20 protein-coding genes are annotated in these 21,102 nt (G+C 71.9%); 10 read left to right on the top strand and 10 right to left on the bottom strand.

What is annotated here, in order from left to right; genetic code table 11:
- The first annotated feature begins 31 nt into the window (after positions 1 to 31).
- Positions 32 to 1,516, top strand: coding sequence for a methyltransferase (locus KBX34_RS16585; protein ID WP_210925731.1), 1,485 nt, complete (start codon positions 32 to 34; stop codon positions 1,514 to 1,516).
- Between the two features lie 91 nt (positions 1,517 to 1,607).
- Positions 1,608 to 2,030 (top strand): D-aminoacyl-tRNA deacylase, encoded by a 423-nt coding sequence (dtd, locus tag KBX34_RS16580; RefSeq protein WP_210925729.1) that lies wholly within the window; start codon positions 1,608 to 1,610, stop codon positions 2,028 to 2,030.
- 97 nt (positions 2,031 to 2,127) lie between these two features.
- Here dtd and KBX34_RS16575 read toward each other — a convergent pair whose 3' ends face one another.
- Positions 2,128 to 2,916, bottom strand: a complete 789-nt coding sequence (locus KBX34_RS16575; RefSeq protein ID WP_210792390.1) for a sporulation protein — start codon at positions 2,914 to 2,916, stop codon at positions 2,128 to 2,130.
- A gap of 231 nt (positions 2,917 to 3,147) precedes the next feature.
- Here KBX34_RS16575 and sigB point away from each other — a divergent pair, with 231 nt between their 5' ends.
- The 4 genes from sigB (at position 3,148) to KBX34_RS16555 (ending at position 5,570) form a co-directional block, all read left to right on the top strand.
- Positions 3,148 to 4,164 (top strand): RNA polymerase sigma factor SigB, encoded by a 1,017-nt coding sequence (gene sigB / locus KBX34_RS16570; RefSeq protein ID WP_370452985.1) that lies wholly within the window; start codon positions 3,148 to 3,150, stop codon positions 4,162 to 4,164.
- Between the two features lie 121 nt (positions 4,165 to 4,285).
- Positions 4,286 to 4,663 carry a helix-turn-helix transcriptional regulator gene (locus KBX34_RS16565; protein ID WP_210925727.1) on the top strand — a complete coding sequence of 126 codons (378 nt, stop codon included), beginning with the start codon at positions 4,286 to 4,288 and terminating at the stop codon, positions 4,661 to 4,663.
- Positions 4,660 to 5,166 (top strand): SRPBCC family protein, encoded by a 507-nt coding sequence (locus tag KBX34_RS16560; protein WP_210925725.1) that lies wholly within the window; start codon positions 4,660 to 4,662, stop codon positions 5,164 to 5,166. The genes KBX34_RS16565 and KBX34_RS16560 overlap by 4 nt, the downstream gene beginning before the upstream one ends.
- A complete protein-coding gene (locus tag KBX34_RS16555) occupies positions 5,163 to 5,570 on the top strand; it encodes a VOC family protein (RefSeq protein ID WP_088946792.1) in 408 nt (135 codons plus the stop codon). Before KBX34_RS16560 ends, KBX34_RS16555 begins: the two co-directional genes overlap by 4 nt.
- A gap of 9 nt (positions 5,571 to 5,579) precedes the next feature.
- On the opposite strand, the gene KBX34_RS16550 is transcribed toward KBX34_RS16555, so the two are convergent.
- From KBX34_RS16550 to KBX34_RS16540, 3 genes are read right to left on the bottom strand one after another with little or no spacing between them, the layout of a single operon-like run.
- A complete protein-coding gene (locus KBX34_RS16550; RefSeq protein ID WP_210925723.1) occupies positions 5,580 to 8,135 on the bottom strand; it encodes a bifunctional GNAT family N-acetyltransferase/acetate--CoA ligase family protein in 2,556 nt (851 codons plus the stop codon).
- A gap of 25 nt (positions 8,136 to 8,160) precedes the next feature.
- Complete coding sequence (locus tag KBX34_RS16545; protein WP_210925720.1) at positions 8,161 to 9,342, bottom strand: acetoin utilization protein AcuC; 1,182 nt, start codon at positions 9,340 to 9,342, stop codon at positions 8,161 to 8,163.
- A 48-nt stretch (positions 9,343 to 9,390) separates the two neighbouring features.
- On the bottom strand, positions 9,391 to 10,251 hold the full coding sequence (locus KBX34_RS16540) for a sulfurtransferase (RefSeq protein WP_210925718.1): 861 nt from the start codon (positions 10,249 to 10,251) through the stop codon (positions 9,391 to 9,393).
- A gap of 101 nt (positions 10,252 to 10,352) precedes the next feature.
- On the opposite strand from KBX34_RS16540, the gene KBX34_RS16535 reads away from it, so the two are divergent.
- Positions 10,353 to 11,042, top strand: a complete 690-nt coding sequence (locus KBX34_RS16535) for a metal-dependent transcriptional regulator (RefSeq protein WP_088946789.1) — start codon at positions 10,353 to 10,355, stop codon at positions 11,040 to 11,042.
- A 34-nt stretch (positions 11,043 to 11,076) separates the two neighbouring features.
- Here KBX34_RS16535 and KBX34_RS16530 read toward each other — a convergent pair whose 3' ends face one another.
- Positions 11,077 to 11,625, bottom strand: a complete 549-nt coding sequence (locus KBX34_RS16530) for a hypothetical protein (protein WP_210792285.1) — start codon at positions 11,623 to 11,625, stop codon at positions 11,077 to 11,079.
- 111 nt (positions 11,626 to 11,736) lie between these two features.
- Positions 11,737 to 11,991, bottom strand: a complete 255-nt coding sequence (locus KBX34_RS16525; RefSeq protein ID WP_141908327.1) for a DUF5522 domain-containing protein — start codon at positions 11,989 to 11,991, stop codon at positions 11,737 to 11,739.
- A gap of 51 nt (positions 11,992 to 12,042) precedes the next feature.
- Here KBX34_RS16525 and KBX34_RS16520 point away from each other — a divergent pair, with 51 nt between their 5' ends.
- A complete protein-coding gene (locus tag KBX34_RS16520; protein WP_210925716.1) occupies positions 12,043 to 12,894 on the top strand; it encodes an alpha/beta fold hydrolase in 852 nt (283 codons plus the stop codon).
- On the opposite strand, the gene KBX34_RS16515 is transcribed toward KBX34_RS16520, so the two are convergent.
- Positions 12,882 to 13,994 (bottom strand): carboxypeptidase-like regulatory domain-containing protein, encoded by a 1,113-nt coding sequence (locus KBX34_RS16515; RefSeq protein WP_210925739.1) that lies wholly within the window; start codon positions 13,992 to 13,994, stop codon positions 12,882 to 12,884. The two genes, KBX34_RS16520 and KBX34_RS16515, sit on opposite strands and share 13 nt — an antisense overlap.
- Before the next feature lie 204 nt (positions 13,995 to 14,198).
- On the opposite strand from KBX34_RS16515, the gene KBX34_RS16510 reads away from it, so the two are divergent.
- Positions 14,199 to 15,140 (top strand): MerR family transcriptional regulator, encoded by a 942-nt coding sequence (locus KBX34_RS16510; RefSeq protein ID WP_210792281.1) that lies wholly within the window; start codon positions 14,199 to 14,201, stop codon positions 15,138 to 15,140.
- Positions 15,141 to 15,154: 14 nt separating this feature from the next.
- Here the strand turns inward: KBX34_RS16510 and KBX34_RS16505 are convergent, their stop codons facing one another.
- The 3 genes from KBX34_RS16505 to nrdR all read right to left on the bottom strand — a co-directional run bounded on the left by KBX34_RS16505 (position 15,155) and on the right by nrdR (position 19,747).
- Positions 15,155 to 16,090: a DUF2332 domain-containing protein gene (locus KBX34_RS16505; protein WP_210925715.1), complete on the bottom strand. Its 936-nt coding sequence runs from the start codon at positions 16,088 to 16,090 to the stop codon at positions 15,155 to 15,157.
- Positions 16,091 to 16,314: 224 nt separating this feature from the next.
- Positions 16,315 to 19,179, bottom strand: a complete 2,865-nt coding sequence (locus KBX34_RS16500) for a vitamin B12-dependent ribonucleotide reductase (RefSeq protein ID WP_374223691.1) — start codon at positions 19,177 to 19,179, stop codon at positions 16,315 to 16,317.
- A 67-nt stretch (positions 19,180 to 19,246) separates the two neighbouring features.
- Entirely contained in the window at positions 19,247 to 19,747 is a 501-nt protein-coding gene (gene nrdR / locus KBX34_RS16495) for a transcriptional regulator NrdR (RefSeq protein WP_088946781.1), read from the bottom strand.
- Between the two features lie 539 nt (positions 19,748 to 20,286).
- On the opposite strand from nrdR, the gene lexA reads away from it, so the two are divergent.
- The gene (gene lexA, locus KBX34_RS16490) at positions 20,287 to 21,075 is read left to right on the top strand and encodes a transcriptional repressor LexA (RefSeq protein ID WP_088946780.1); all 789 of its coding nucleotides are present in this window, start codon (positions 20,287 to 20,289) and stop codon (positions 21,073 to 21,075) included.
- The last annotated feature ends 27 nt before the right edge of the window (positions 21,076 to 21,102 follow it).

The following is a 21,102-nucleotide window of genomic DNA, read 5'->3' as shown; positions in this document are numbered from 1 at the left end:
CTTTCTCCGCGACGGCAGGCAGGATGTCGGGGTGGACGAACACGACATGCTGCTCTCCCCCGCCGGCGTCGACGCGCTGCGCGACGCGCTGACCCGGACCGGTTTCACCAGCCACGGCATCGCCGAGCGCCTGGGCGCCCAGGCGACCACCGCCGTCGCCCGCAACGACTACCGGGCCGCGCTGCGCGCCACCGAGGACGGCGACCCACTGGGCACCCTGATCCGGGTGTTCATCTGCGACCAGACCGAGCCGGAAGCGCAGGTGGCCGCCGCGCTGGCGCCGCTGAGCCTGGAGGAGGCGCTGGCCGGTGGGCTGGTCGAGCGGTACGGCGACGGGCTGCGTGCCGGCGTCGACCTGGAGCCGTACGGCGACGACTGGTGGGTGCTCGCCGACGTGCCGGCCAGTGCCCGACCGGGTCGCCCGTTGCACGCCGAGCACGTGCTCGGCATCGGCGGGGCCACCCACACCCTGATCGGTGCGACCATCCGCCAACCGGTGGGCAGCGCGCTGGACCTCGGCACCGGCTCCGGCGTCCAGGCCCTGCACCTGGCCACCCACGCCGACTCGGTGACCGCCACCGACCTCTCGGAGCGGGCCCTGCGCTTCGCCGCGACCACCGCCGCCCTCAACGGTCAGGACTGGGAGCTGCTGCGCGGCGACCTGGTCGCCCCGGTTGCCGGCCGGCGCTTCGACCTGGTGGTCAGCAACCCGCCGTTCGTGGTCGGCCCGGGCACCACCACGCACGTCTACCGTGACTCCGGCCGGGTCGGTGACGCGATCGGCGCCGAGCTGGCCGCCGCCGCCCCGGGCCTGCTCACCGAGGGCGGCACCATGCAGTACCTGGCGAACTGGGTGCACGTCACCGGCGAGGAGTGGGACGAGCGGGTCGCCGGCTGGTTCTCCGGGACCGGCCTGGACGCCTGGGTCATCCAGCGCGAGGTGGCCGACCCGATGGCGTACGTCGACCTGTGGCTCACCGACGCCGGCGAGACCACCGACCCGCGGCGGATGGCCGCCTGGCTCGACTGGTTCGACGCGCACAAGGTGGAGGGGATCGGCTTCGGCATCGTGTCGCTGCGGCGGGGTGGGCACGCCGACCCGGTGGTCCGGGTGGAGGACCTGCGCCAGCGGGTGCAGCCGCCGCTGGGCGACCAGGTGGCCGCCTGGTTCGACCGCCAGGACTTCCTGCGGGTACGCGACACCGAAGCGCTGCTCGCCGAGCGCTACCGGGCCGCCGAGGGCCTCCAACTGCGCCAGGAGGCCACCATGGGTGACGAGGGCTGGGGGGTGGATCGGCAGGTCCTCGCGATGCCGCACGGCCTGCGCTGGACCGAGGAGATCGACCCGCTGGTGCTGGCCCTGGTCGGCGGCGCCGACGGCCGCCTGCCGCTGCGCGACCAGCTCGCCCTGCTCGCCGCCGCGCACGACGTCGAGCCCGACGAGATGGCCGAGGCCGCGGGCCCGATCGTGGCGCACCTGGTGGAGCGCGGCTTCATCGAGGCGGTGAAGGCGTGACGCGGGCAGGCTCTGCGCCGGCTGCCGGCGTTGCGGCGGGCTGCGTTGCGGCACGCTGCGCTGCAGCGGGCTGCCTTGCGGCGGGCTGCTGATGCGTGCGGTGGTGCAGACCGTCGGGCGGGCCAGCGTGACAGTGGACGGCGAGGTGGTCGGCGCGATCGAGAACGGCCTGCTGGTGCTGCTCGGGGTGACCCACACCGACACCGCGGAGACCGCTCAGACGATGGCCCGCAAGGTGCACGAGTTGCGCATCCTGGACGACGAGCGGTCCGCCGCCGACACCGGCGCGCCGATCCTGGTGGTCAGCCAGTTCACCCTCTACGGAGACGCCCGCAAGGGTCGCCGTCCAACTTGGACGGCAGCTGCCCCCGCCGAGGTGGCCGAACCACTGGTGACCGCCGTCGTCGACGCATTGCGCCAGCGCAACGCCCCGGTGGAAACCGGCCGCTTCCGCGCCCACATGCTGGTGGAAAGCACCAACGTAGGCCCCCGAACCCTCCTCCTGGACCTCTAACCCCACCCCCGTTGGTGATCAAGAGATTTGCGTCAGAGTTCGGCCTTTCCATGACGCAAACCTCTTGATCAACGGAGAGGGCACCAAGGGGTTGAGGTCAGGAGAAGAGGCCTCGGCGGGACAGGGACTGGCGGAGCCAGTTGTCGAGTTCGGCGGTCCAGTCGGTGCGGTCGGCGGTGGCGTGGTCAACAGTGAACCGGCCGAAGGCGTCCCGCCCCTCGGTGAACACGCCGCCGCGCTTGTCGACCTCCAGGACCACCTGCATCTGCTGCGCGTCGGCGATGAAGGTGACCTCCAACTGGTTGATCGAGCGGGCGTACTGGGGCGCCGGGCCGAACTCGATCTCCTGGTAGAAGGGCAACGTCTGTCGTACGCCGTAGATGTGCCCACGCTCCACATCGGCGCGGGCGAATCGGAAGCCCAGTCGCAGCAACGCGTCCAGCAGTCGCTCCTGCGCGGGCAGCGGGTGCACCGACACGGCGTCCAGGTCACCCTTGTCGACGGCGCGGGCGACTTCCAGCTCGGTACGCAGGCCCATCGTCATGCCGTGCAGGTGCTGCCCGTACAGCTCGGTGACCGGTGTCTCCCACGGCACGTCGAAGCGGAACGGGATGTCGTGGCGCTGCCCCGGCTCCAGCCGGAACGCGCCGGTGATCTGCTGGCGGCGGAACTCCTGAGTGGTGTCGTAGTCGTTGTCGCCGCTCTCCACCTCGACCCGGGTGACCAGACCGAGAGTCACGTGGTCGATGTCGACCTGGTGGTCGCCGCCGACCACCTGGATGCGGCCCTCCAGCTGGCCGCCCGGGCGGCAGTTCGGGTTGGCCAGCACCGTCTCCACCGATGGGCCGCCGACCCCCATCGCCTTCATGAGCCGCTTGAAGACCACGCCGTCCTCCATCTTTCGTCGTCGCCGACCCGAGCTGACCGGCCGTCCGCAACGTAGTCGGGGCGGGCAACCGCACACGGGGACGACACACCGCACCAGAGATCCGACCTGATTCCTGTCGGGTGCCCGATCGCCTCACTCCCGTTTTACGCCCCGACCGCCAAGCTGTGTGCACACCGGCACCACTGGGCCGGAGACACGGCACAGACGTGGAAACGGGGAGAGACAGAGATGGCCCTTCAGATGACGGAACACCGGATGCGCCCGGCCACCACGACCGACACCGACGGGACCTCCGAGGTCCTCACCGACCTGGACGCCACCGACGAGCGTGGCATCTCCACCGACCTGGTCCGGGCGTACCTCAACGGGATCGGCCGCACGAAGCTGCTGACCGCCGCGCAGGAGGTCGACCTGGCCCGTCGGATCGAGGCCGGCCTGTTCGCCGACGAGAAGCTCGCCACCTGCACCCCGGTTTCCGCGGAGCTGCGGGCCGACCTGGAGCTGATCGTCGCGGAGGGCCGGGCCGCGAAGGACCACCTGCTGGAGGCGAACCTGCGGCTGGTCGTCAGCATCGCCAAGCGCTACACCGGCCGTGGCATGGCGTTCCTCGACCTGATCCAGGAGGGCAACCTCGGTCTCATCCGGGCGGTGGAGAAGTTCGACTACGCCAAGGGCTACAAGTTCTCCACGTACGCGACGTGGTGGATCCGGCAGGCGATCACCCGCGCGATGGCCGACCAGGCCCGCACGATCCGCATCCCGGTGCACATGGTCGAGCAGGTCAACCGGATGGTCCGCGCCCGCCGCGAGCTGGCGGTGACGCTGGGCCGCGAGCCCACTGTCGCCGAGGTGGCCCGCGCCCTGGAGATCCCCGAGATCCAGGTCATCGAGCTGATCTCCTACGACCGGGAGCCGGTCAGCCTGGACCAGGCCGTCGGCGACGACGGTGAGAGCGCGCTCGGCGACTTCGTGGCCTCCGTGGACCCGCGCACCGAGCCGGGTGACGCCGCCGCCCAGGGTGAGTTGCGCAACGAGGTGAGCATCGTGCTGGCCACCCTGTCCCAGCGGGAGCAGGCGGTCATCCGGCTCCGGTTCGGTCTCGACGACGGCCGGCAGCGCACGCTGGACGAGGTCGGTCGGGAGTTCGGTCTGTCCCGGGAGCGGATCCGGCAGATCGAGAAGGTGACGCTGCTGAAGCTGCGCGCGCCGGAGCGGGCCCAGCGCCTGGAGTCGTACGCCTGCTGACGCACCTGCTCATGGAAGGCCCTGGCGGTTCGCCGGGGCCTTCCATGCTGTCGGGGTGCTTGACCGGTGACACCATCCACGGTAGAAACCATGTGGTTATAAAACCAGGAGGTTATACGTGGTGGGCACCGAACTGCTGGACGCGACCTTCGCGGCGCTGGCCGACCCGACCCGACGGGCCATCCTCGCCCGTCTCGCGACCGGGGAGGCGACCGTGACAGAGCTGGCAGCACCCTTCGCGATGAGCCAACCGGCCATCTCCAAGCACCTCAAGGTGCTGGAACGCGCTGGCCTCGTCAGCCGGGGACGGGACGCCCAGCGCCGACCCTGCCGCCTGGAGGCCCGGCCGCTGCGGGAGGCGACAGCCTGGCTCGCCGACTACCGCGACTACTGGGCAGAGAGCTATCAGCGCCTCGACGCGCTGCTCGACGAACTCCAGGCCGTCGACCAGACCGACACCCCCCGTCGACACTCCCGACCGGACGGGTCGCGCGGGTGAGCAGCGTCGACGACCCGCTCGTCGTCCACACCCCAGGTGATCGGGAGATCGTGCTGAGCCGGCTGTTCGAGGCACCGGCACGCCTGGTGTTCGCCGCCTTCACCCGACCCGAGCTGCTGGTCCGGTGGTACGGCGCGCGCGGCTGGAGGCTGGTGGAGTGCGATGTCGACCTGCGGGTCGGCGGGCGGTGGCGGTTCGTGTCGCAGGGCCCGGAGGGCGAGCGGATGGTCCAGGCTGGGGCCTACCGGCAGATCGAGCCACCGCACCGGCTGGTCTGCACCGAGCTGTTCGACGACCAGTCCTACCCGGGCGAGACGCTGGTCGGCCACGAGTTCACCGAACTGGCCGGCCGGACGACGGTCACCACCACGCTGCGCTACGCCACCACGGAGGGGCGGGACACCGTGCTGCGCTACCCGATGACCCGAGGGGTCGGGCAGAGCTACACGCGGCTCGCCGACCTGCTGCGTTCCACAACGACGATACGAGGAGAGCAACCATGAACTGGACGCTGGAAGTGGTGATCGTGCCGGTCACCGACCTGGACCGGGCCAAGAAGTTCTACGCCGAGCAACTCGGCTTCGTGGTGGACCACGACACCGTGATCGGCGACGAGGCGCGCATCATCCAGCTGACCCCGCCCGGCTCCGGCTGCTCGATCGTGATCGGCAAGGGCGCCGTCCCGGACATGCCACCGGGGTCGCTCAAGGGTCTGCAACTGGTGGTGCCCGACATCGAGCGGGCCCACGCGGAGCTGGTCGAACGTGGCGTGGAGGTCAGCGACGTCCAGGTGCTGGGTGCCAGCCCAAGCCCCACGCCGCACCCGTTGGACAATGTCGGCTTCGTCTTCTTCACCGACCCGGACGGCAATGCCTGGGCCGTCCAGCAGATCTCCAGCCGCGCCTGACCGCCCCCGTCACAGGCGGCGGGGGCCGGTGTCCGGGCGGGCAACCACACCGCCGACGCGCACCTGGGCGTGCAGGACCGAGATGCCGTCCGGGCGGGCGAGCACCGGGTTGAGGGTCAGTGACCGCACCCGGGGCTGCTCGTCGGCGAGCTGACCGACCCGCAACAGCAGGTCGGCCAGGGCCGCCCGGTCGACCGGCGCGGCGCCCCGGTGCCCCCGCAGCAACGGCGCCGCCCGGGGCTCGTCGACCAGCTCGGCCGCGTCCCGGTCGGTCAGCGGCACCGCCCGCCAGGCCCGGTCGCCCAGCAGCTCGGTGGCGACCCCGCCGAGGCCGAAGCCGACCACCGGCCCGAACGCCGGGTCCTCCACCAACTCCACCACGCAGGCCACACCGGGCGGCACCATCGGTTGGACCAGCACGTCCGCGCCGAAGGTCGCCGCCAGCTCGGCGTACGCCCGGCGGAGGGTCGGCTCGTCGGGCAGGTCGAGCCGGACCGCGCCGAGGTCGACCCGGTGCCGCAGCCCGGGATCCGCCGCCTTCAGCGCCACCGGGAACCCCAGCCGCGTCGCCGCGTCCACGGCCGCGCCGACCGAGTCGACGGGCACCGAGGCCACCACGTCGATGCCGTACGCGGCCAGCAGCGCACCCGGGTCGGTGCCGTCGGCGCGGAGCGCGGCCTGCGCGGCGGCCCGGTCGATGCCGAGCAGCTCGGGTGCCAGCCCGGGCGGGCGGCGCAGCCACTCGGCGTACCGGTGCACCCGGGCGAGTGCCCGCACCGCCTCCTCCACGCCCCCGTACGCGGGCACTCCCGGCGGCAGCCGGCCGACCAGGAACGTCGCCACTGTCGGTTTGCCCAGCGCGAGGGCGGCCGGCAGCGCGGCGGTCACGTCGGCGTCCACATCGGTCAGCTGCCCGGGCAGCGGCGGGGCGAAGACCACCACCAGGGCGTCCACCCCCTCGTCGGCGGCCGTCTCCTCGAGAGCGGCGGCGAACTCGGCGGCACCGGCGCTCGGCCCGACGTCGCGGGGATGACCGTCGGCCACCGTGAGGCCGTGCCCGACGCAGGCGGTGGCGGCCAGCCCGGTCAGGGCCGAGGAGTTGCCGACCACACCGACCCGTCCGCCGACCGGCAACGGTTGGTTGGCCAGCAGCACACCCACGTCGAGCAGCTCCGGCACGGTGTCCACCCGGATCACCCCGGACTGGGCGAAGAGCGCGGCCACCGCCACCTCGTCCGGGCCTGCGGTGTCTCCGACCCCGACCGGGCGGGCCGGCGAGGCGAGCGCCACGACCGGTTTGGCACGGCCGATCCGCCGGGCCAGCCGGGCGAACTTACGCGGGTTACCGAAGGTTTCCAGGTACAACATGATCACGTCGGTGCCGGGATCGTCCTGCCAGTATTGGAGGAGGTCGTTGCCGGAGACGTCGGCCCGGTTGCCGGCCGAGACGAAGCTGGACAGCCCCAGACCGCGCCGGTCCGCCTCGGCCAGCAGCGCCACCCCGAACGCGCCGGACTGGCTGAAGATGCCCACCCGACCGGCCGGCGGCAGCGCCGGGGCGAGGGTGGCGTTGAGGCGTACCGTCGGGTCGGTGTTGGCCACGCCCAGGCAGTTCGGGCCGACCACCCGCATGCCGGCGGCGTGCGCCGCGCGGACCAGCGCCCGCTGCGTGGCCGCGCCCTCGGCGCCGGCCTCGGCGAAGCCGGCCGAGATGACGACCAGGCCGTGCACCCCCGCGGCGGCGGCGTCGGCGACCACAGCGGTCGCCGCCCCCGGCGGGACCGCCACCACCGCCAGGTCCACCGGCGTCCCGGCCTCAACCGCCGAGGGGTACGCGGACAGCCCCGCCACTGTCGACGCGCTCGGATGCACCGGCACCACCACGCCGGTGAAACCACCGTCGCGCAGGTGCCCGAGCACCGCGGCGCCGACGCCCTGACCGGTCGCGCTGGCGCCATAGACGACGATGCCACGTGGGGCCAACAGCCGGGCGATGGAACGGGCCTCGGTGCGGTGTTCCCGGCCACGCTGCACCTCCAGCGTGGCCTCGGTGGGCGCGATCGGGAAGCTCAGGTGCACCACACCGTCGGCGTACTCACGCTGGACCTGGTAGCCGAAGTCGGCGAAGACGCGCAGCATCGTCCCGTTGGCCGGCAACACCTCGGCGACGAAGCTCATGATCCCGTTGCGCCGGGCCGCGTCGGCCAGGTGCTCCATCAGCACCGAGCCGATGCCCCGGCCCTGGTGGGCGTCCTCCACGACGAAGGCCACCTCCGCCTCCGGGGCCTGCGGGCCGAGCCGCTCGTAACGGCCGACCGCGACGATCTGGTCGCCGGCCAGCACCACGAACGCCTCCCGGTCGCGGTGGTCGACGGTGACGAACCGGATCAGATCCCGTTCCGGGATGCGCGGGTACGGCGAGAAATACCGAAGGTAGCGGGTGCGCTCGGAGAAGCGGCTGTGCATCGCCACGATGCCCGGCGCGTCGGACGGGTCGATCGGTCGCAACTGGACGGTGCTGCCGTCGCTGAGCAGCACGTCCACCGGTTGGCTCACGGTCGTCACCGGCGTGGCCCTCCCCTGGCCCGGCTCAGTCCCGCGGGTCGTACGGGTCGAGCCCGAGCAACGGGAAGACCGTCTTGCGGGTCGCGGCGATCGCCCGGTCCACCGCGTTGGGCTCGCCGGTCGGCTGCCACGGCTCGAACGACGGGTCCGCGTCGTCGGTCATCCGCAACGGCACCTCCCGGCCCAGACGACGGGAGGCGACCAGCTCCCGCCAGGCGAGCGGGGTGAGCGTGGCCGGGGCGATCGGGTCACCGGTGGCCACGGCCAGCAGGTGACTCCACGCCCGGGGCACCACCTCGACCAGGGCGTACCCACCACCGCCGGTGGCCACCCACCGACCGTCGCACAGCTCGTCGGCGAGTGCCCGCATCGCCAGGTAGGTGGCTCGTTGGCCGTCCACCGTCAGGTTGAGGTCGGCGAGCGGGTCCAGTCGGTGCCCGTCGGCGCCACACTGGCTGACCAGCACCTGCGGCCGGAACGCGCGCAGCACCGACGGCACGATGGCGTGGAACGCCCGCTGCCAGGCGCTGTCCTCGACACCCGGCGGCAGCGGCATGTTGACCGCGCTGCCCTGCGCGCCCGGCCCACCCGTCTCGTCCGGGAAGCCCGTGCCCGGAAAGAGCGCCAGCGGGGTCTCGTGCAGGCTGATCGTGAGCACCCGGGGGTCGTTCCAGAAGATCTGCTGCACACCGTCGCCGTGGTGCACGTCGACATCCACGTACGCGACCCGCTCGGCGCCCAGGTCGAGCAGCCGGGCGATGGCCACCGCAGGGTCGTTGTAGACACAGAAGCCAGAGGCTCGGGCGGGCATCGCGTGGTGCAGGCCACCGGCCACGTTCACCGCCCGCCGTGCGTCACCGCGCCAGACCGCCTCGGCGGCAGCCATCGTCGCGCCGGCGATCAGCGCGCTGGACTCGTGCATCCCCTCGAAGACCGGGTTGTCGGACGTGCCCAGCCCGTACCCGGCGAAGAGCGGATCGCGCGGCGCGGCACGCACGGCAGCCAGGTAGGCAGGGTCGTGCACCCGGGTCAGCGCGGCGTCGTCGGCGGGCTCCGGCTTGACCATGCGCACCCCGGGGCGATCCAGGACGCCCAGCTCGCGGGCGAGCGCGATGGTCAACTCCACCCGGACCGGGTCGAGCGGATGGTCACCCATGTCGTAGGCGAGCAGCGACTCGTCCCACACCACCACAGTGTCGTCGGACATGAGCCCATCGTCGCACGAGGACCTTCGTCGGCCCACCGCACGCGCTGGTCAGCGGTCGGAAGTCCGTCCGGAGGCGACCGGCCGGGTCGGGTCGGCCACCCAGTTGCTCCACGAACCGACGTAGAGCGCGGCGTCCGTGCGACCGGCCAGGTGCAGCGCGAGCACCGCCTGCGCGGCGGTCACCCCGGAGCCGCAGTACGCCCCGACAGCCCGCGCCCCGGTGACCCCGGCGGCGGCGAACCGCTCGCTCAGCACATCGGCGGCCGGGAAGCGCCCGTCCGGGCCGACGTACTCCCCGGCGGGCAGGTTCGCCGCTCCCGGCACGTGCCCGGCGACCGGGTCGATCGGCTCGACCTCGCCCCGGTAGCGGGGTGCCGCCCGCACGTCGAGCAGCACCGCGTCGTCCGCAGCGGCCAGCTCGGCGGCGTGCCCCGCGTCGAGCACCGGAAGATCACCGGGACGCACGACGATGTCGCCGGGGGTCGGGGCTGGCGCTTCGGTGGAGACCGGCAGGCCTGCGGCGACCCAGGCCGGGAAGCCACCGTGCAGCAGGCGCACCGGCCGGTGCCCCGCCCAGCGCAACGTCCACCAGGCCCGGGCGGCAGCCAGGCCGTCGCCACCGTCGTACACCACAACGGGGTGACCGGCGCGGACGCCGGCGGCCCGCAACGCGGCCTGCAACGCGGCCGGGTCGGGCAGTGGGTGCCGACCGCCGACGCCGGGCGGCCCGCAGAGCGCGGTGTCCAGGTCGACGAAGACCGCGCCGGGCAGGTGACCGGCGAGGTAGTCGTGGTGGCCGGGCGGGCCGATGAGCCGCCAGCGGACGTCGAGCAGGGTGGGCGGATCGGCGTCGTCGAGCTCGGCGGCGAGCCGATCGACCTCGACCAGCGGCTCCTGGGTACCGGACATGGCGACCATCCAACACCATTCGTGCCGAGGGCTCACGGTTCGGCGGCGGCCGGCGGGCCAACACCCGAGGTAGCATCGTGCATCGGAGGGCCGCTGACCTTATGAAGTCTCACGACCTGGTCGATACGACCGAAATGTATTTGCGCACCATCCTTGAGCTGGAAGAGGAGGGGGTGCCGCCGCTGCGTGCCCGGATCGCCGAACGGCTGCAGCAGAGTGGCCCCACCGTGAGCCAGACCGTCGCCCGGATGGAGCGCGACGGCCTGCTCACCGTCGAGGGAGACCGGCACCTGACGCTCACCGCCCAGGGTCGCGGCAGCGCCGTGTCGGTGATGCGCAAGCACCGCCTCGCCGAGCTGCTGCTGGTCAACGTCATCGGGATGCCCTACGAGGAGGCCCACGAGGAGGCCTGCCGCTGGGAGCACGTGATGAGCGACGCGGTGGAGAAGCGGGTGTACGACCTGCTCAACCGGCCGACCCGCTCCCCGTACGGCAACCCGATCCCAGGGCTGCAGGAGCTGGGCTCGCCGGCCGCGGAGGCCACCGAGGCCGCCGAGGGTGAGCGCAACCTGGCCTTCCCCGGTCTTTCCGGGTCGGTCGTGGTGCGCCGGATCTGCGAGAGCGTGCAGAAGGACGCCGACGTGCTGCGCCAGCTGCACGCCGCCGGTGTCGACCCGGGCGCCACGGTGACCGTGGCACAGGAGCGCGACGGCGTCTCGATCGACCGCTCCGGGGACCGGGTGCGGCTGCCCCGCGAGGTCGCCTCCCGGGTTTTCGTCGCCGCCAGCTGAGTCGCCGCCAACTGATCAACCGGACACCCGGGCGTCACAACGCCCGGGTGTCCACCTTTTTCGCCAGCGCGGCCAGGCCACCGGTCAGCTTCTCCGCCGCCGAGCGCTCGCCGCCACGGGCCGCGGTCCAACTCACCGTGGCCAACCGTCCGTCGGCGGCCAGCCAGCCCACCTCGGCGACCGGCCCATGCCCGCTCGCCGCAGCGGTCGTCCGCCGATACGCCTGCTGACCCAGCCCGGTGACCTTCGCCGCCTTGTCGGGCACCACATCCGCGGCGAAGGTGGCCTTGTCGATCGTGGTCTCGGACACACTCAGTGTCAGCTCCGGCAGCGTCGCGCTCCTGGCCCGCACCACACAGGTGTGCGTGTCGCCCTGTTCGCTGGCCGCCGCCACGTCGAAGCGCACCTTGACCAGTTGCTCGATCACCGCGAAGTCCAGCAGCCGGCAGGCCCCACCCGAGGAGGCCGCCGCCACGTCCACGGCGATCGGCACCGGCGGCGGCACCGCCACCGGCTCGGCCTCGGCAGCACAGCCGCTCACCAGCAGCCCCGCCACCCCGGCGACCACGATCCGCCCGCGCACGTTCCACCCTCTCGCCGACCGACGGCGGAAGGCGCCCGCCAGGTGTCCGTCGGACACCGTACGGGGTGTCGGTGGCGGGCGGAAGCCCTCGTTCCGCCGGTCTGCCCGCGCCTATCCGGGCTGTGGATCATCCACGTACGGGCAGTGCCGGCAACCGCGTCCACAGCACGTGCCACGGCGGGCCAGGAAGCCGGCGCTGAGCACGAACAACCCGCTCTGCGGATCGAGATAGCCGGCCTCCCCGGCGGCGAGCGCGGCGTCGTGCGCGGCGAGGATCCGGGCCCGGTCGGGGTGCTCCGGCGACAGCCGGGACGGGTGCGGCTCGGTGAGCGGCCGGTCGGCCAGGGGTCGTCGCTCTCCGCTCACCGAGGCAGTCTAGGGAAGCGCACGTCCCAACCGCCCTGGGAGGGTGTACCCATGGCCACCTTCGCCGCGTCCGACGGCACCACACTCGCGTACCGGAGCATCGGCGCGGGCGACCCGCTGGTCTGTCTGCCGGGCGGGCCGATGCGGGACTCGGCGTACCTCGGTGATCTCGGCGGTCTGGGCGCGTACCGGACGCTGGTCGTCCTCGACCTGCGGGGCACCGGACGGTCGGCCGTACCGGCGGACGTCTCCACCTACCGTTGCGACCAGATGGTCGACGACGTCGAGGCGCTACGCCGACACCTGGGCCTCGACCGGTGTGACGTGCTCGCGCACTCCGCCGGCGCCAACCTGGCCCTGGGGTACGCGACCCGCCATCCCGAGCGGATCGGCCGGCTCGCGCTGATCACACCGAGCACGCGGGCTCTCGGACTGGAGGCGACCGCCACGCTGCGACGGGAGGTCACCCGGGTCCGAGCCGGCGAGCCGTGGTACCCGGCGGCAGCGGCGGCGTTGGACTCGATGGTGGCCGGTCGGGCGACCGCGGATGCCTGGCAGGCGATCGCACCGTTCTTCTACGGCCGGTGGGACGCGGCCGCCCGCGCGCACCAGGCGGCGGAGCTGGGCCAGCGCAACCAGGACGCGGCCCGGGTCTTCGGCGCCGAGGGCGCCTTCGATCCGCCGGCGACCCGCGCCGCGCTCGCCGCACACCGGGGCCCGGTGCTGCTGCTGGCCGGGGAGGTCGACCTCGGCGCCCCGCCCGGCCTGGTCGCCCAACTCGCGGAGCTGGCACCGGGCGCCGAACTGGTCGTGCAGCCGGGCGCGGGGCACTACCCGTGGCTTGACGACGCCGACAGGTTCACTGCCACGGTCTCGACGTTCCTGCGCTTTCAGCCCCGGTAGTCGTTCTGGTGGATGCCACCCTGCGGGGGCGCGCCGTACGAGCCCGGGAAACCGCGCACCGCCCCGGTGTGCAGTACCGCTGTCGGGGCGTCGGTCATGCTCCCACCGGCCGGCGCCAACAGCTGGGTCGTCGAGGGAACACCGGACTCCGCGACAGCGTCCGGTGTGTTCCTCAGGCGCATCACCACCAGTGCGAGCGCGCCCACGCCCGCAGCGACCAGCAGGCCACCCAAAAGCAGGAAAGGCAACGAACTGCTTCCCTCCTCGCTGACGGCCTTGAGGGTGGGCAGCGCAGCAGCGGGGGTGTCGTCGCCCACCTCCTCCGCGGCGAGAGGGCTTGCCTCCACGGCGGGCGACGGCGACGTCCTAGTGGGCGCTGCCACCGCCGAGAGGGTCAGCCCCACTGTCGCGACGTCACCGGCAGTGCCTCGTACGGTCGTGCGAGCGGTGCGGTAGCCGTCCATGGTCGCGCGGACGGTGATGGTGCCCTCGGCGATCGGCTTGCCGTCGCTCGACGTGATCGAGAACTGGCCGCTGCGGCTGCTGGTCGTCCGGTATTCGTGCCCGGCGCTGTCCGTGACGGTCAGGTTCACGCCGCCGATTGCCTTTCCGCTGGCGTCGCGAACCCGGCCGGAGACACTTTTCACCCCGGCTGCCGGCTTGTCCCCGCCGGATGGCGACGCACCCGGGCCGTGGACGTAGACCGTCCTGTGGTCATAGCTGTTCTGCCCGGCAAGCCGCACGGCGACTGAGATGTTGAGGCCGGTGATCTCATTCGGACGAGCCGCGGGGGCGACGAGCGTCGTGTCGAAGGTCTGGCTTCGGCCGGGTCCCAGCTTCGGCTCTGCCCGGCATCCGGAGGTGCATCGCAGGCCGCCGCCGACCACCACGATGGCCGTTTCGGCCCTGCTGCCGGTGTTGGTGACACTGAACCGCACGCGCACCGTCTCGTTGGGCTTCACGTTCTCCGCCGACACGCTCAGGATCCGGACGGGCTGCGGGGCGGCCGTCGCGGGCGCCGCCGACACCGCGAACGTCCCCCCGATCAGCGTGATCAATGCGGCCGCCCGGGTCCATCGGACACATAAGCGCGTCGTCACTTCCAACCACCTTCAGCACGAGCAGGCAACATCGGTCGATGTCACCGCGGGCCACTATGCCCTGTCCGGGACGGGTTGCGCGACCCGCCGCCGACGTCTGGCCGGAGGACACAACAGTGCCAAGGACGGGTCTGAGCGAGTTGAATGCGCCTATCGCCGGTGTCGGGTTGAGTCTCCAGCGGGGGGAGACAGCAGGGTGGGGACATGAACGGGAAACCGCTGTACACGATCGGCGACCTGGCCGGGCGGACCGGCCTGAGCGTCAAGACGATCCGGTACTACGCCGACCGGGGAATCGTGCCGCCCACCGACCGGAGCCCCGCCGGCTACCGCCTGTTCGACGCCGAGGCGGTTGCCCGACTGGAACTGGTCCGCACCCTGCGCGAGCTGGGCGTGGACCTGGCCACCGTTCGCCGCGTGGTGAACCGCGAGGTGACCCTGCCCGAGGTGGCCGCCGCGCACGCCGAGGCGTTGGCGGTGCAGATCCGGGTGCTGCGGCTGCGCCAGGCGGTGCTCACCGTCGCGGCGAGGCGCGGGGCGGGCCCGGCGGAGGTGGACGACCTGCACCGCCTGGCCCAGCTCACCACGCGCGAGCGGGGGCACCTGGTGGGCGACTTCCTGAACACCGTCTTCGCTGGTCTGCGCGACCAGCCCACCTCGCCCGGCGTCGTCGTGTCGATGACACCGAGCCTGCCCGACGAGCCCAGCACCGAGCAGGTCGAGGCGTGGCTGGAGCTGGCCGAGCTGTGCCAGGACGCCAGTTTCCTGGCGAGCATGCGACGGTTGGCGCGCCAGCACGCCGCCGACCACGACGTCCCGGGGCTGCCGCGCCCGGACGCCGTCGCGGTGGTCCGGGACGCGGTGGCCCCCGCCTTGGCGGCCGGTCTCGATCCGACCGCTCCCGAGGCGGATGCCGTGGTCGCGAGGGTCATCGACCGGTACGCGCGTCTGCGGGGCCGCCCTGACGACGCCGACCTGCGCGAGCGGCTGCTCGACCGACTGACCGTGGCGAACGATCCCCGCCGGGACCGCTATGTCGACCTGCTGTCGGTGCTCAACGGCTGGTCGACCGGCGACGCGGTCGCCCCGGCGGCGGAGTGGTTCATCCAGGCCCTACGCGCCCGGATGCCCGAACCGGCCCGCTGAGCCGACCCGCGGCGTCACCCGAACCAGGTCATCGCCTGGCCGTGGCCCCGGGCCCAGGCCAACGGCCTGCCATCCAACGCGAGGACGTTGTGCATGGCATCGTCCGGCGGGTCGGGCAGCCCGTCGTGCCGCAGCACCTCCGGGGCCTCGTTCGCGATCCAGTGACCGGGCAGCTCACGGACCAGTCGGACGAACTCCTCCCGGCGCGGCGGCGGCACCTGGTAGAGCACTGACGTGTGGAAGACCACCAGCGTCGCGTCGGCCGGCGCCCGGGCGGCCAGCGCCGGCAGGTCGTCCACCAGATCGCCGCGAACCAGCAGCGGCGGGTCGGCCGCGGCGACCGCCGCAGCGGCGCGCAGCCGGGCCCGCCGGTGCGCGTGCTCCGGCCAGATCAACGCGTCCAACCAGGACACGTCGCCGGGGTCGGTCACGTCGAGAGGGTTGAGGTCCAGGCCGGCCCGCCACACCACCTGGGGTACGCGGGTCGGCGGCACCAGACCGCTGGCCGCGCACTCCAGGACCGGCTCTCCGGAGCCGACCTGGTGCTCGCCGTAGCGGTACGCGTACCGGTCGGGGTACAGGCAGAGCCCGGCGGACGCGCCGACCTCCAGCAGGGCGAGGGGCTGCGGCAGCGCGGCGAGCACCGGCAGCAGGACCGCACACCGACCGCTCTCGTTCGTCTGGGTGGCCCGGGTGAGCAGCTCCGCCTTGACGGCGGGCCAGTGCGTCACAGTGAAGTCGTGAAAGGCGGCGGGGTCGTCGACCCGGCCGCCGAGCCAGCGGACGACGCTGAACAACAGGTTGGGCTGCCGCTTGGCCAGCGGAAGCGCATCCAGCAGGGCAAGCAGGGCATCGTCGTCGGCGACGGCATGCGACAGACGCTCATAGGTGGGCGACACCCCGCGCGCCTCACGCCTGCCGAACTCCGCGTACGCCTCGGCGGTCGTCATGCCCTCATCGTCGCAGCCCGTTCCTCGGTAATTCAGCCCCCGTTCCCGTGCGCTGCCTCACCCGCCTCCTGGAGTGCTGCGGCCGCGTGATCGACTCGGGTTTCGTGAAGTCGGGGTGTCCGGGCGAGGTTGATGCCCCGGTCTCGTGAAACGCGAGTCGATCAAAAAACGCCGCGAGCGCGGCAGGTGATCCCTGCCGCGCTCACGGATCTCGCGTTCGTACGTCAGCTGCAGCCGCTGGTGGAGCCGCAGCCCTCGCAGACGTAGCAGCTGCCGGCCGGGCGCATCTTCGTGCCGCAGGTGAAGCAGAGCGGTGCGTCGGCGGCCTTGCCGATCACGGCCTCCAGCAGTTCGGTGCTGGAACCCACGCTCGGCGCCGGCTTGGCGGCGGCCACCTCGGCCATCTCCTGGGCCGGCTGCGCGACGGCCTCCGACTTGGCCGGAGCCTCCACGGGCGCCGACGACGCCATCGCGGTGAGCTCGGCACCGGTGACACCGGCGGCCTCCGCGTCGGCCTCGGCCCGCAGCTGGGCGGCCCGCTCCGAAGCGGTGAAGATGCCCAGCTCGGCGCGGCGCTCATACGGCAGGAAGTCCAGCGCCAGGCGACGGAAGATGTAGTCCATCACCGAGGCCGCCATCCGCACGTCCGGGTCGTCGGTCATGCCGGCCGGCTCGAAGCGCATGTTGGTGAACTTGCTGACGAACGTCTCCAGCGGCACGCCGTACTGCAGACCGATGCTGATGGCCACCGAGAAGGCGTCCATCACCCCGGCCAGGGTCGAGCCCTGCTTGGACATCTTGAGGAAGACCTCGCCGAGGCCGTCGTCCGGGTAGGACGACGCGGTGAGGTAGCCCTCGGCACCTCCGACGGAGAAGCTGACCGTCTCGGACGGGCGCTTCTTCGGCAGGCGCTTACGCACCGGCCGGTACTCGATGACCTTCTCCACCGCGACCGGCGCGGCCTCGACGGCGGCCGGCTCGGTGGCCTTGTTGGACTTCGCGACCGAGAGCGGCTGACCGACCTTGCAGTTGTCCCGGTAGATCGCCAGCGCCTTGAGGCCGAGCTTCCAGCCCTCGAAGTAGATCTTCTCGACGTCCTCGACGGTGGCCGCCTCCGGCATGTTGACCGTCTTGGAGATGGCGCCGGAGACGAACGGCTGGATGGCCGCCATCATCCGCACGTGACCCATCGGGGCGATCGTCCGCTCTCCCATGGCGCAGTCGAAGACCGGGTAGTGCTCCGGCTTGAGGCCGGGAGCGTCCACCACGTGGCCATGGTCGGCGATGTGCTCGACGATCGCCTCGACCTGCTCCTCGGGGTAGCCGAGGCTGCGCAGGGCGCGCGGAACCGTCTGGTTGACGATCTGCATCGAGCCGCCGCCGACCAGCTTCTTGAACTTGACCAGCGCCAGGTCCGGCTCAACGCCGGTCGTGTCGCAGTCCATCATGAAGCCGATCGTGCCGGTCGGGGCGAGGACGCTCGCCTGCGCGTTGCGCCAGCCGAACTTGTCACCGATCTTGTTGCCCTGGGTCCACTGCTTGGTCGCCTCACGGACGATCGCGGTGGCCACCGGGCTGGTCGGCTTGATCTCGTCGTTGGCCGCGGCGTGCTTGCGCATGACCCGCTTGTGCGGCTCGGCGTTGCGGGCGTAGCCGTCGTACGGGCCGACGACGCCGGCCAGCTCGGCGGAACGGCGGTAGGCGGTGCCGGTCATCAGCGACGTGATCGACGCGGCGACCGAGCGGCCCTGGTCCGAGTCGTACGGCAGGCCGGTGGCCATCAGCAGGGCACCGAGGTTGGCGTAGCCGATGCCCAGCTGCCGGTAGGCGCGGGAGGTCTCACCGATCTTCTCGGTCGGGAAGTCCGCGAAACAGATCGAGATGTCCATCGCGGTGATGACGAACTCGACGGACTTGACGAACTTCTCCACCTCGAAGCCACCGTCGGCGCGGAGGAACTTCATCAGGTTGAGCGAGGCCAGGTTGCACGAGGAGTTGTCCAGGTGCAGGTACTCCGAGCACGGGTTCGACGCGGTGATCCGCCCGGTCTCCGGGCAGGTGTGCCAGTCGTTGATCGTGTCGTCGTACTGCAGGCCCGGGTCGGCGCACTCCCAGGCGGCCTGGGAGATGGTGCGGAACAGCTTCTTGGCGTCGACGGTGTCGATCACCGAGCCGTCCAGCCGACCGCGCAGGTCGAAGCCGCCGCCGGTCTCCACCGCCGACATGAACTCGTCGGAGACCCGGACCGAGTTGTTGGCGTTCTGGTACTGCACGCTGACGATGTCGGAGCCGCCGAGGTCCATGTCGAACCCGGCGTCGCGCAGGGCGCGGATCTTGTGCTCCTCGCGCGCCTTCGTGACCACGAACTCCTCGATGTCCGGGTGGTCCACGTCGAGGATGACCATCTTGGCCGCCCGGCGGGTCGCGCCGCCGGACTTGATGGTGCCGGCGGAGGCGTCGGCGCCCCGCATGAAGCTGACCGGGCCCGAGGCGGTGCCGCCGGAGGAGAGCAGCTCACGCGACGAGCGGATCCGCGACAGGTTGACCCCGGAGCCGGAGCCGCCCTTGAAGATCAGCCCCTCCTCCTTGTACCAGTCGAGGATCGAGTCCATCGAGTCGTCGACGGCCAGGATGAAACAGGCGCTGACCTGCTGCGGCGACGGCGTGCCGACGTTGAACCAGACCGGCGAGTTGAAGCTGAACACCTGGTGCAGCAGCATCCAGGTCAGCTCGTGGTCGAAGATCTCGGCGTCGGCCGGGCTGGCGAAGTAGCCGTACTCCTCGCCCGCGGTGCGGTAGGTGGTGACCACCCGGTCGATCAGCTGCTTGAGCGACCACTCCCGCTCCGGGGTCCCCACCGCGCCCCGGAAGTACTTGGTGGTCACGATGTTGGCCGCGTTGACGCTCCACGACTGCGGGAACTCGACCCCCCGCTGCTCGAAGTTGATCGAGCCGTCCCGCCAGTTCGTCATCACGACGTCGCGGCGCTCCCAGGTGACCTCGTCGTACGGGTGGACCCCCTCGGTCGTCCACACCCGCTCGATCTTCAGCCCCGCGCCTGCCTTGTTTCGTGAACGGCTAGTTGTCACGCCGTCGCCCCCCTCGTCTGCGCGGTCACCCACCGCGCGTCCCAATCTCTTGAAAAACTGTGAAGATTCAGCTGGTACGGCCGGCGGCCTCAACCGCATCGGCCCTGCCCTGCCCCCGGGCGCGCGCCGCGGCCCGCAACGTCTCGATCTCGCGCTCGAAGTCGGCGAGTGAGTCGAAGGAGCGGTAGACGCTGGCGAACCGCAGGTAGGCGATCTCGTCCAGGTCGCGCAGTGGGCCCAGGATCGCCAGGCCCACGTCGTGGCTGGGGATCTCGGCGGCCCCCTTGGCCCGGACCGTCTCCTCCACCCGCTGCGCGAGCAGCGCGAGTGAGTCGTCGTCCACCGGCCGGCCCTGGCACGCCTTGCGCACCCCGCCGATGATCTTCGTACGACTGAACGGCTCGGTCACCCCGCTGCGCTTGACGACAGCGAGGACCGCCTCCTCGACGGTGGTGAACCGCTTGCCGCATTCCGGGCAGGAACGCCGCCGTCGGATGAGCTGGCCGTCGTCGGCCTCCCGCGAGTCGACCACCCGGGAGTCAGCGTGCCGGCAGTACGGACACCGCATCGCCCACCTCCTAAAAATGATCAACTGCGCCCACACCGGACACTCTCGGGCACGACTCACCACGGCGGTGCCACCCTCGGAGGGCGCCCGCCGTGATCGACGTTACGGGAGTGCGGTCGGTAGTCGGACCCAACCTGTGGGCAACTTACGCCCGTGTCACTACTACATCTAGGGGTTGACCGTATGTCGCTGGGGAAGCCGGGTCAAGTTGACCGGCGTGTCCGGCGCGTCACGGACCATCCGGTCATCCGCGACCATCGGCACGCCCGAAGACCCAACGCGAACGGCCCGCCCGGGTTACCGGCCAGCGGGCCAGAGTGACAGGGAAAACGGCCGATGATCGAACACCAGTGCTACCTGACGTACCATTTATCAGAACATCCGTACGACCGGAGCGCTTTTTCACCCCGACACGCCGGTGAGAGGTCGTACAGATGTTTGAAAATGACCGATCTCACCTATACGGTCATGAACAACGTGGCACCACCGCACGCACCACGAGCCGACGAGGCACCCAGCGCCGACCAGGGAGGACGGACGTGACCGAGGACCGGGCCAGCCGGCCGAAGAGCCCGCAGCAGATCACCGAGGCGGGCCCGCCGGCCACCACCCGACGCCGCAGCGCCGCGCGCAGCCGGACGGGTCAGCCCGCCGTGCGCCAGGTCACCCCGGTGGTCAGCGCCTTCCCCGACCCGGCGACGATCGACCTGACCGCTCGCCAGCGTCGCATCCTGGAGTTCATCCGCACCTGGGTCGAGCGGCACGGCTACCCGCCGAGCGTCCGCGAGATCGGCGAGGCCGTCGGCCTGGTGTCGCCGTCCAGCGTCGCCTACCAGCTCAAGGAGCTGGAGAAGAAGGGCTTCCTGCGCCGCGACCCGAACCGGCCGCGCGCGGTGGACGTCCGTGCTCCCAGCGAGGCCATCGACGACGAGCTGTCCCGGGCGCAGCGGCCGACCCCGGCGTACGTGCCGATGCTCGGTCGGATCGCCGCCGGTGGGCCGATCCTCGCCGAGCAGGCCGTGGAGGACATCTTCCCGCTCCCCCGCGAGCTGGTGGGCGAGGGCGAAGTCTTCATGCTCCAGGTCAAGGGCGACTCGATGCTCGACGCGGCGATCTGCGACGGCGACTGGGTCGTCGTCCGGCAGCAGCCGACCGCCGACTCCGGCGAGATCGTGGCCGCCATGCTTGACGGCGAGGCGACCGTGAAGACCTACCGACGGCGCGACGGGCACGTCTGGCTGATGCCGCAGAACCCGGCCTTCGACCCGATCCCCGGTGACGACGCCACCATCATGGGCCGGGTCGTGGCGGTCCTGCGCCGAATCTGAGCGGCCGGCGGGTGGGTGCCCACGGCG

This window comes from Micromonospora sp. M61, from assembly GCF_018070245.1.
In the GTDB taxonomy this organism is placed as follows: Bacteria; Actinomycetota; Actinomycetes; order Mycobacteriales; family Micromonosporaceae; genus Micromonospora; species Micromonospora zamorensis.
The sequence above is the reverse complement of the archived record's forward strand: the minus strand, read 5'-3'. Positions and strand labels throughout refer to the sequence as shown.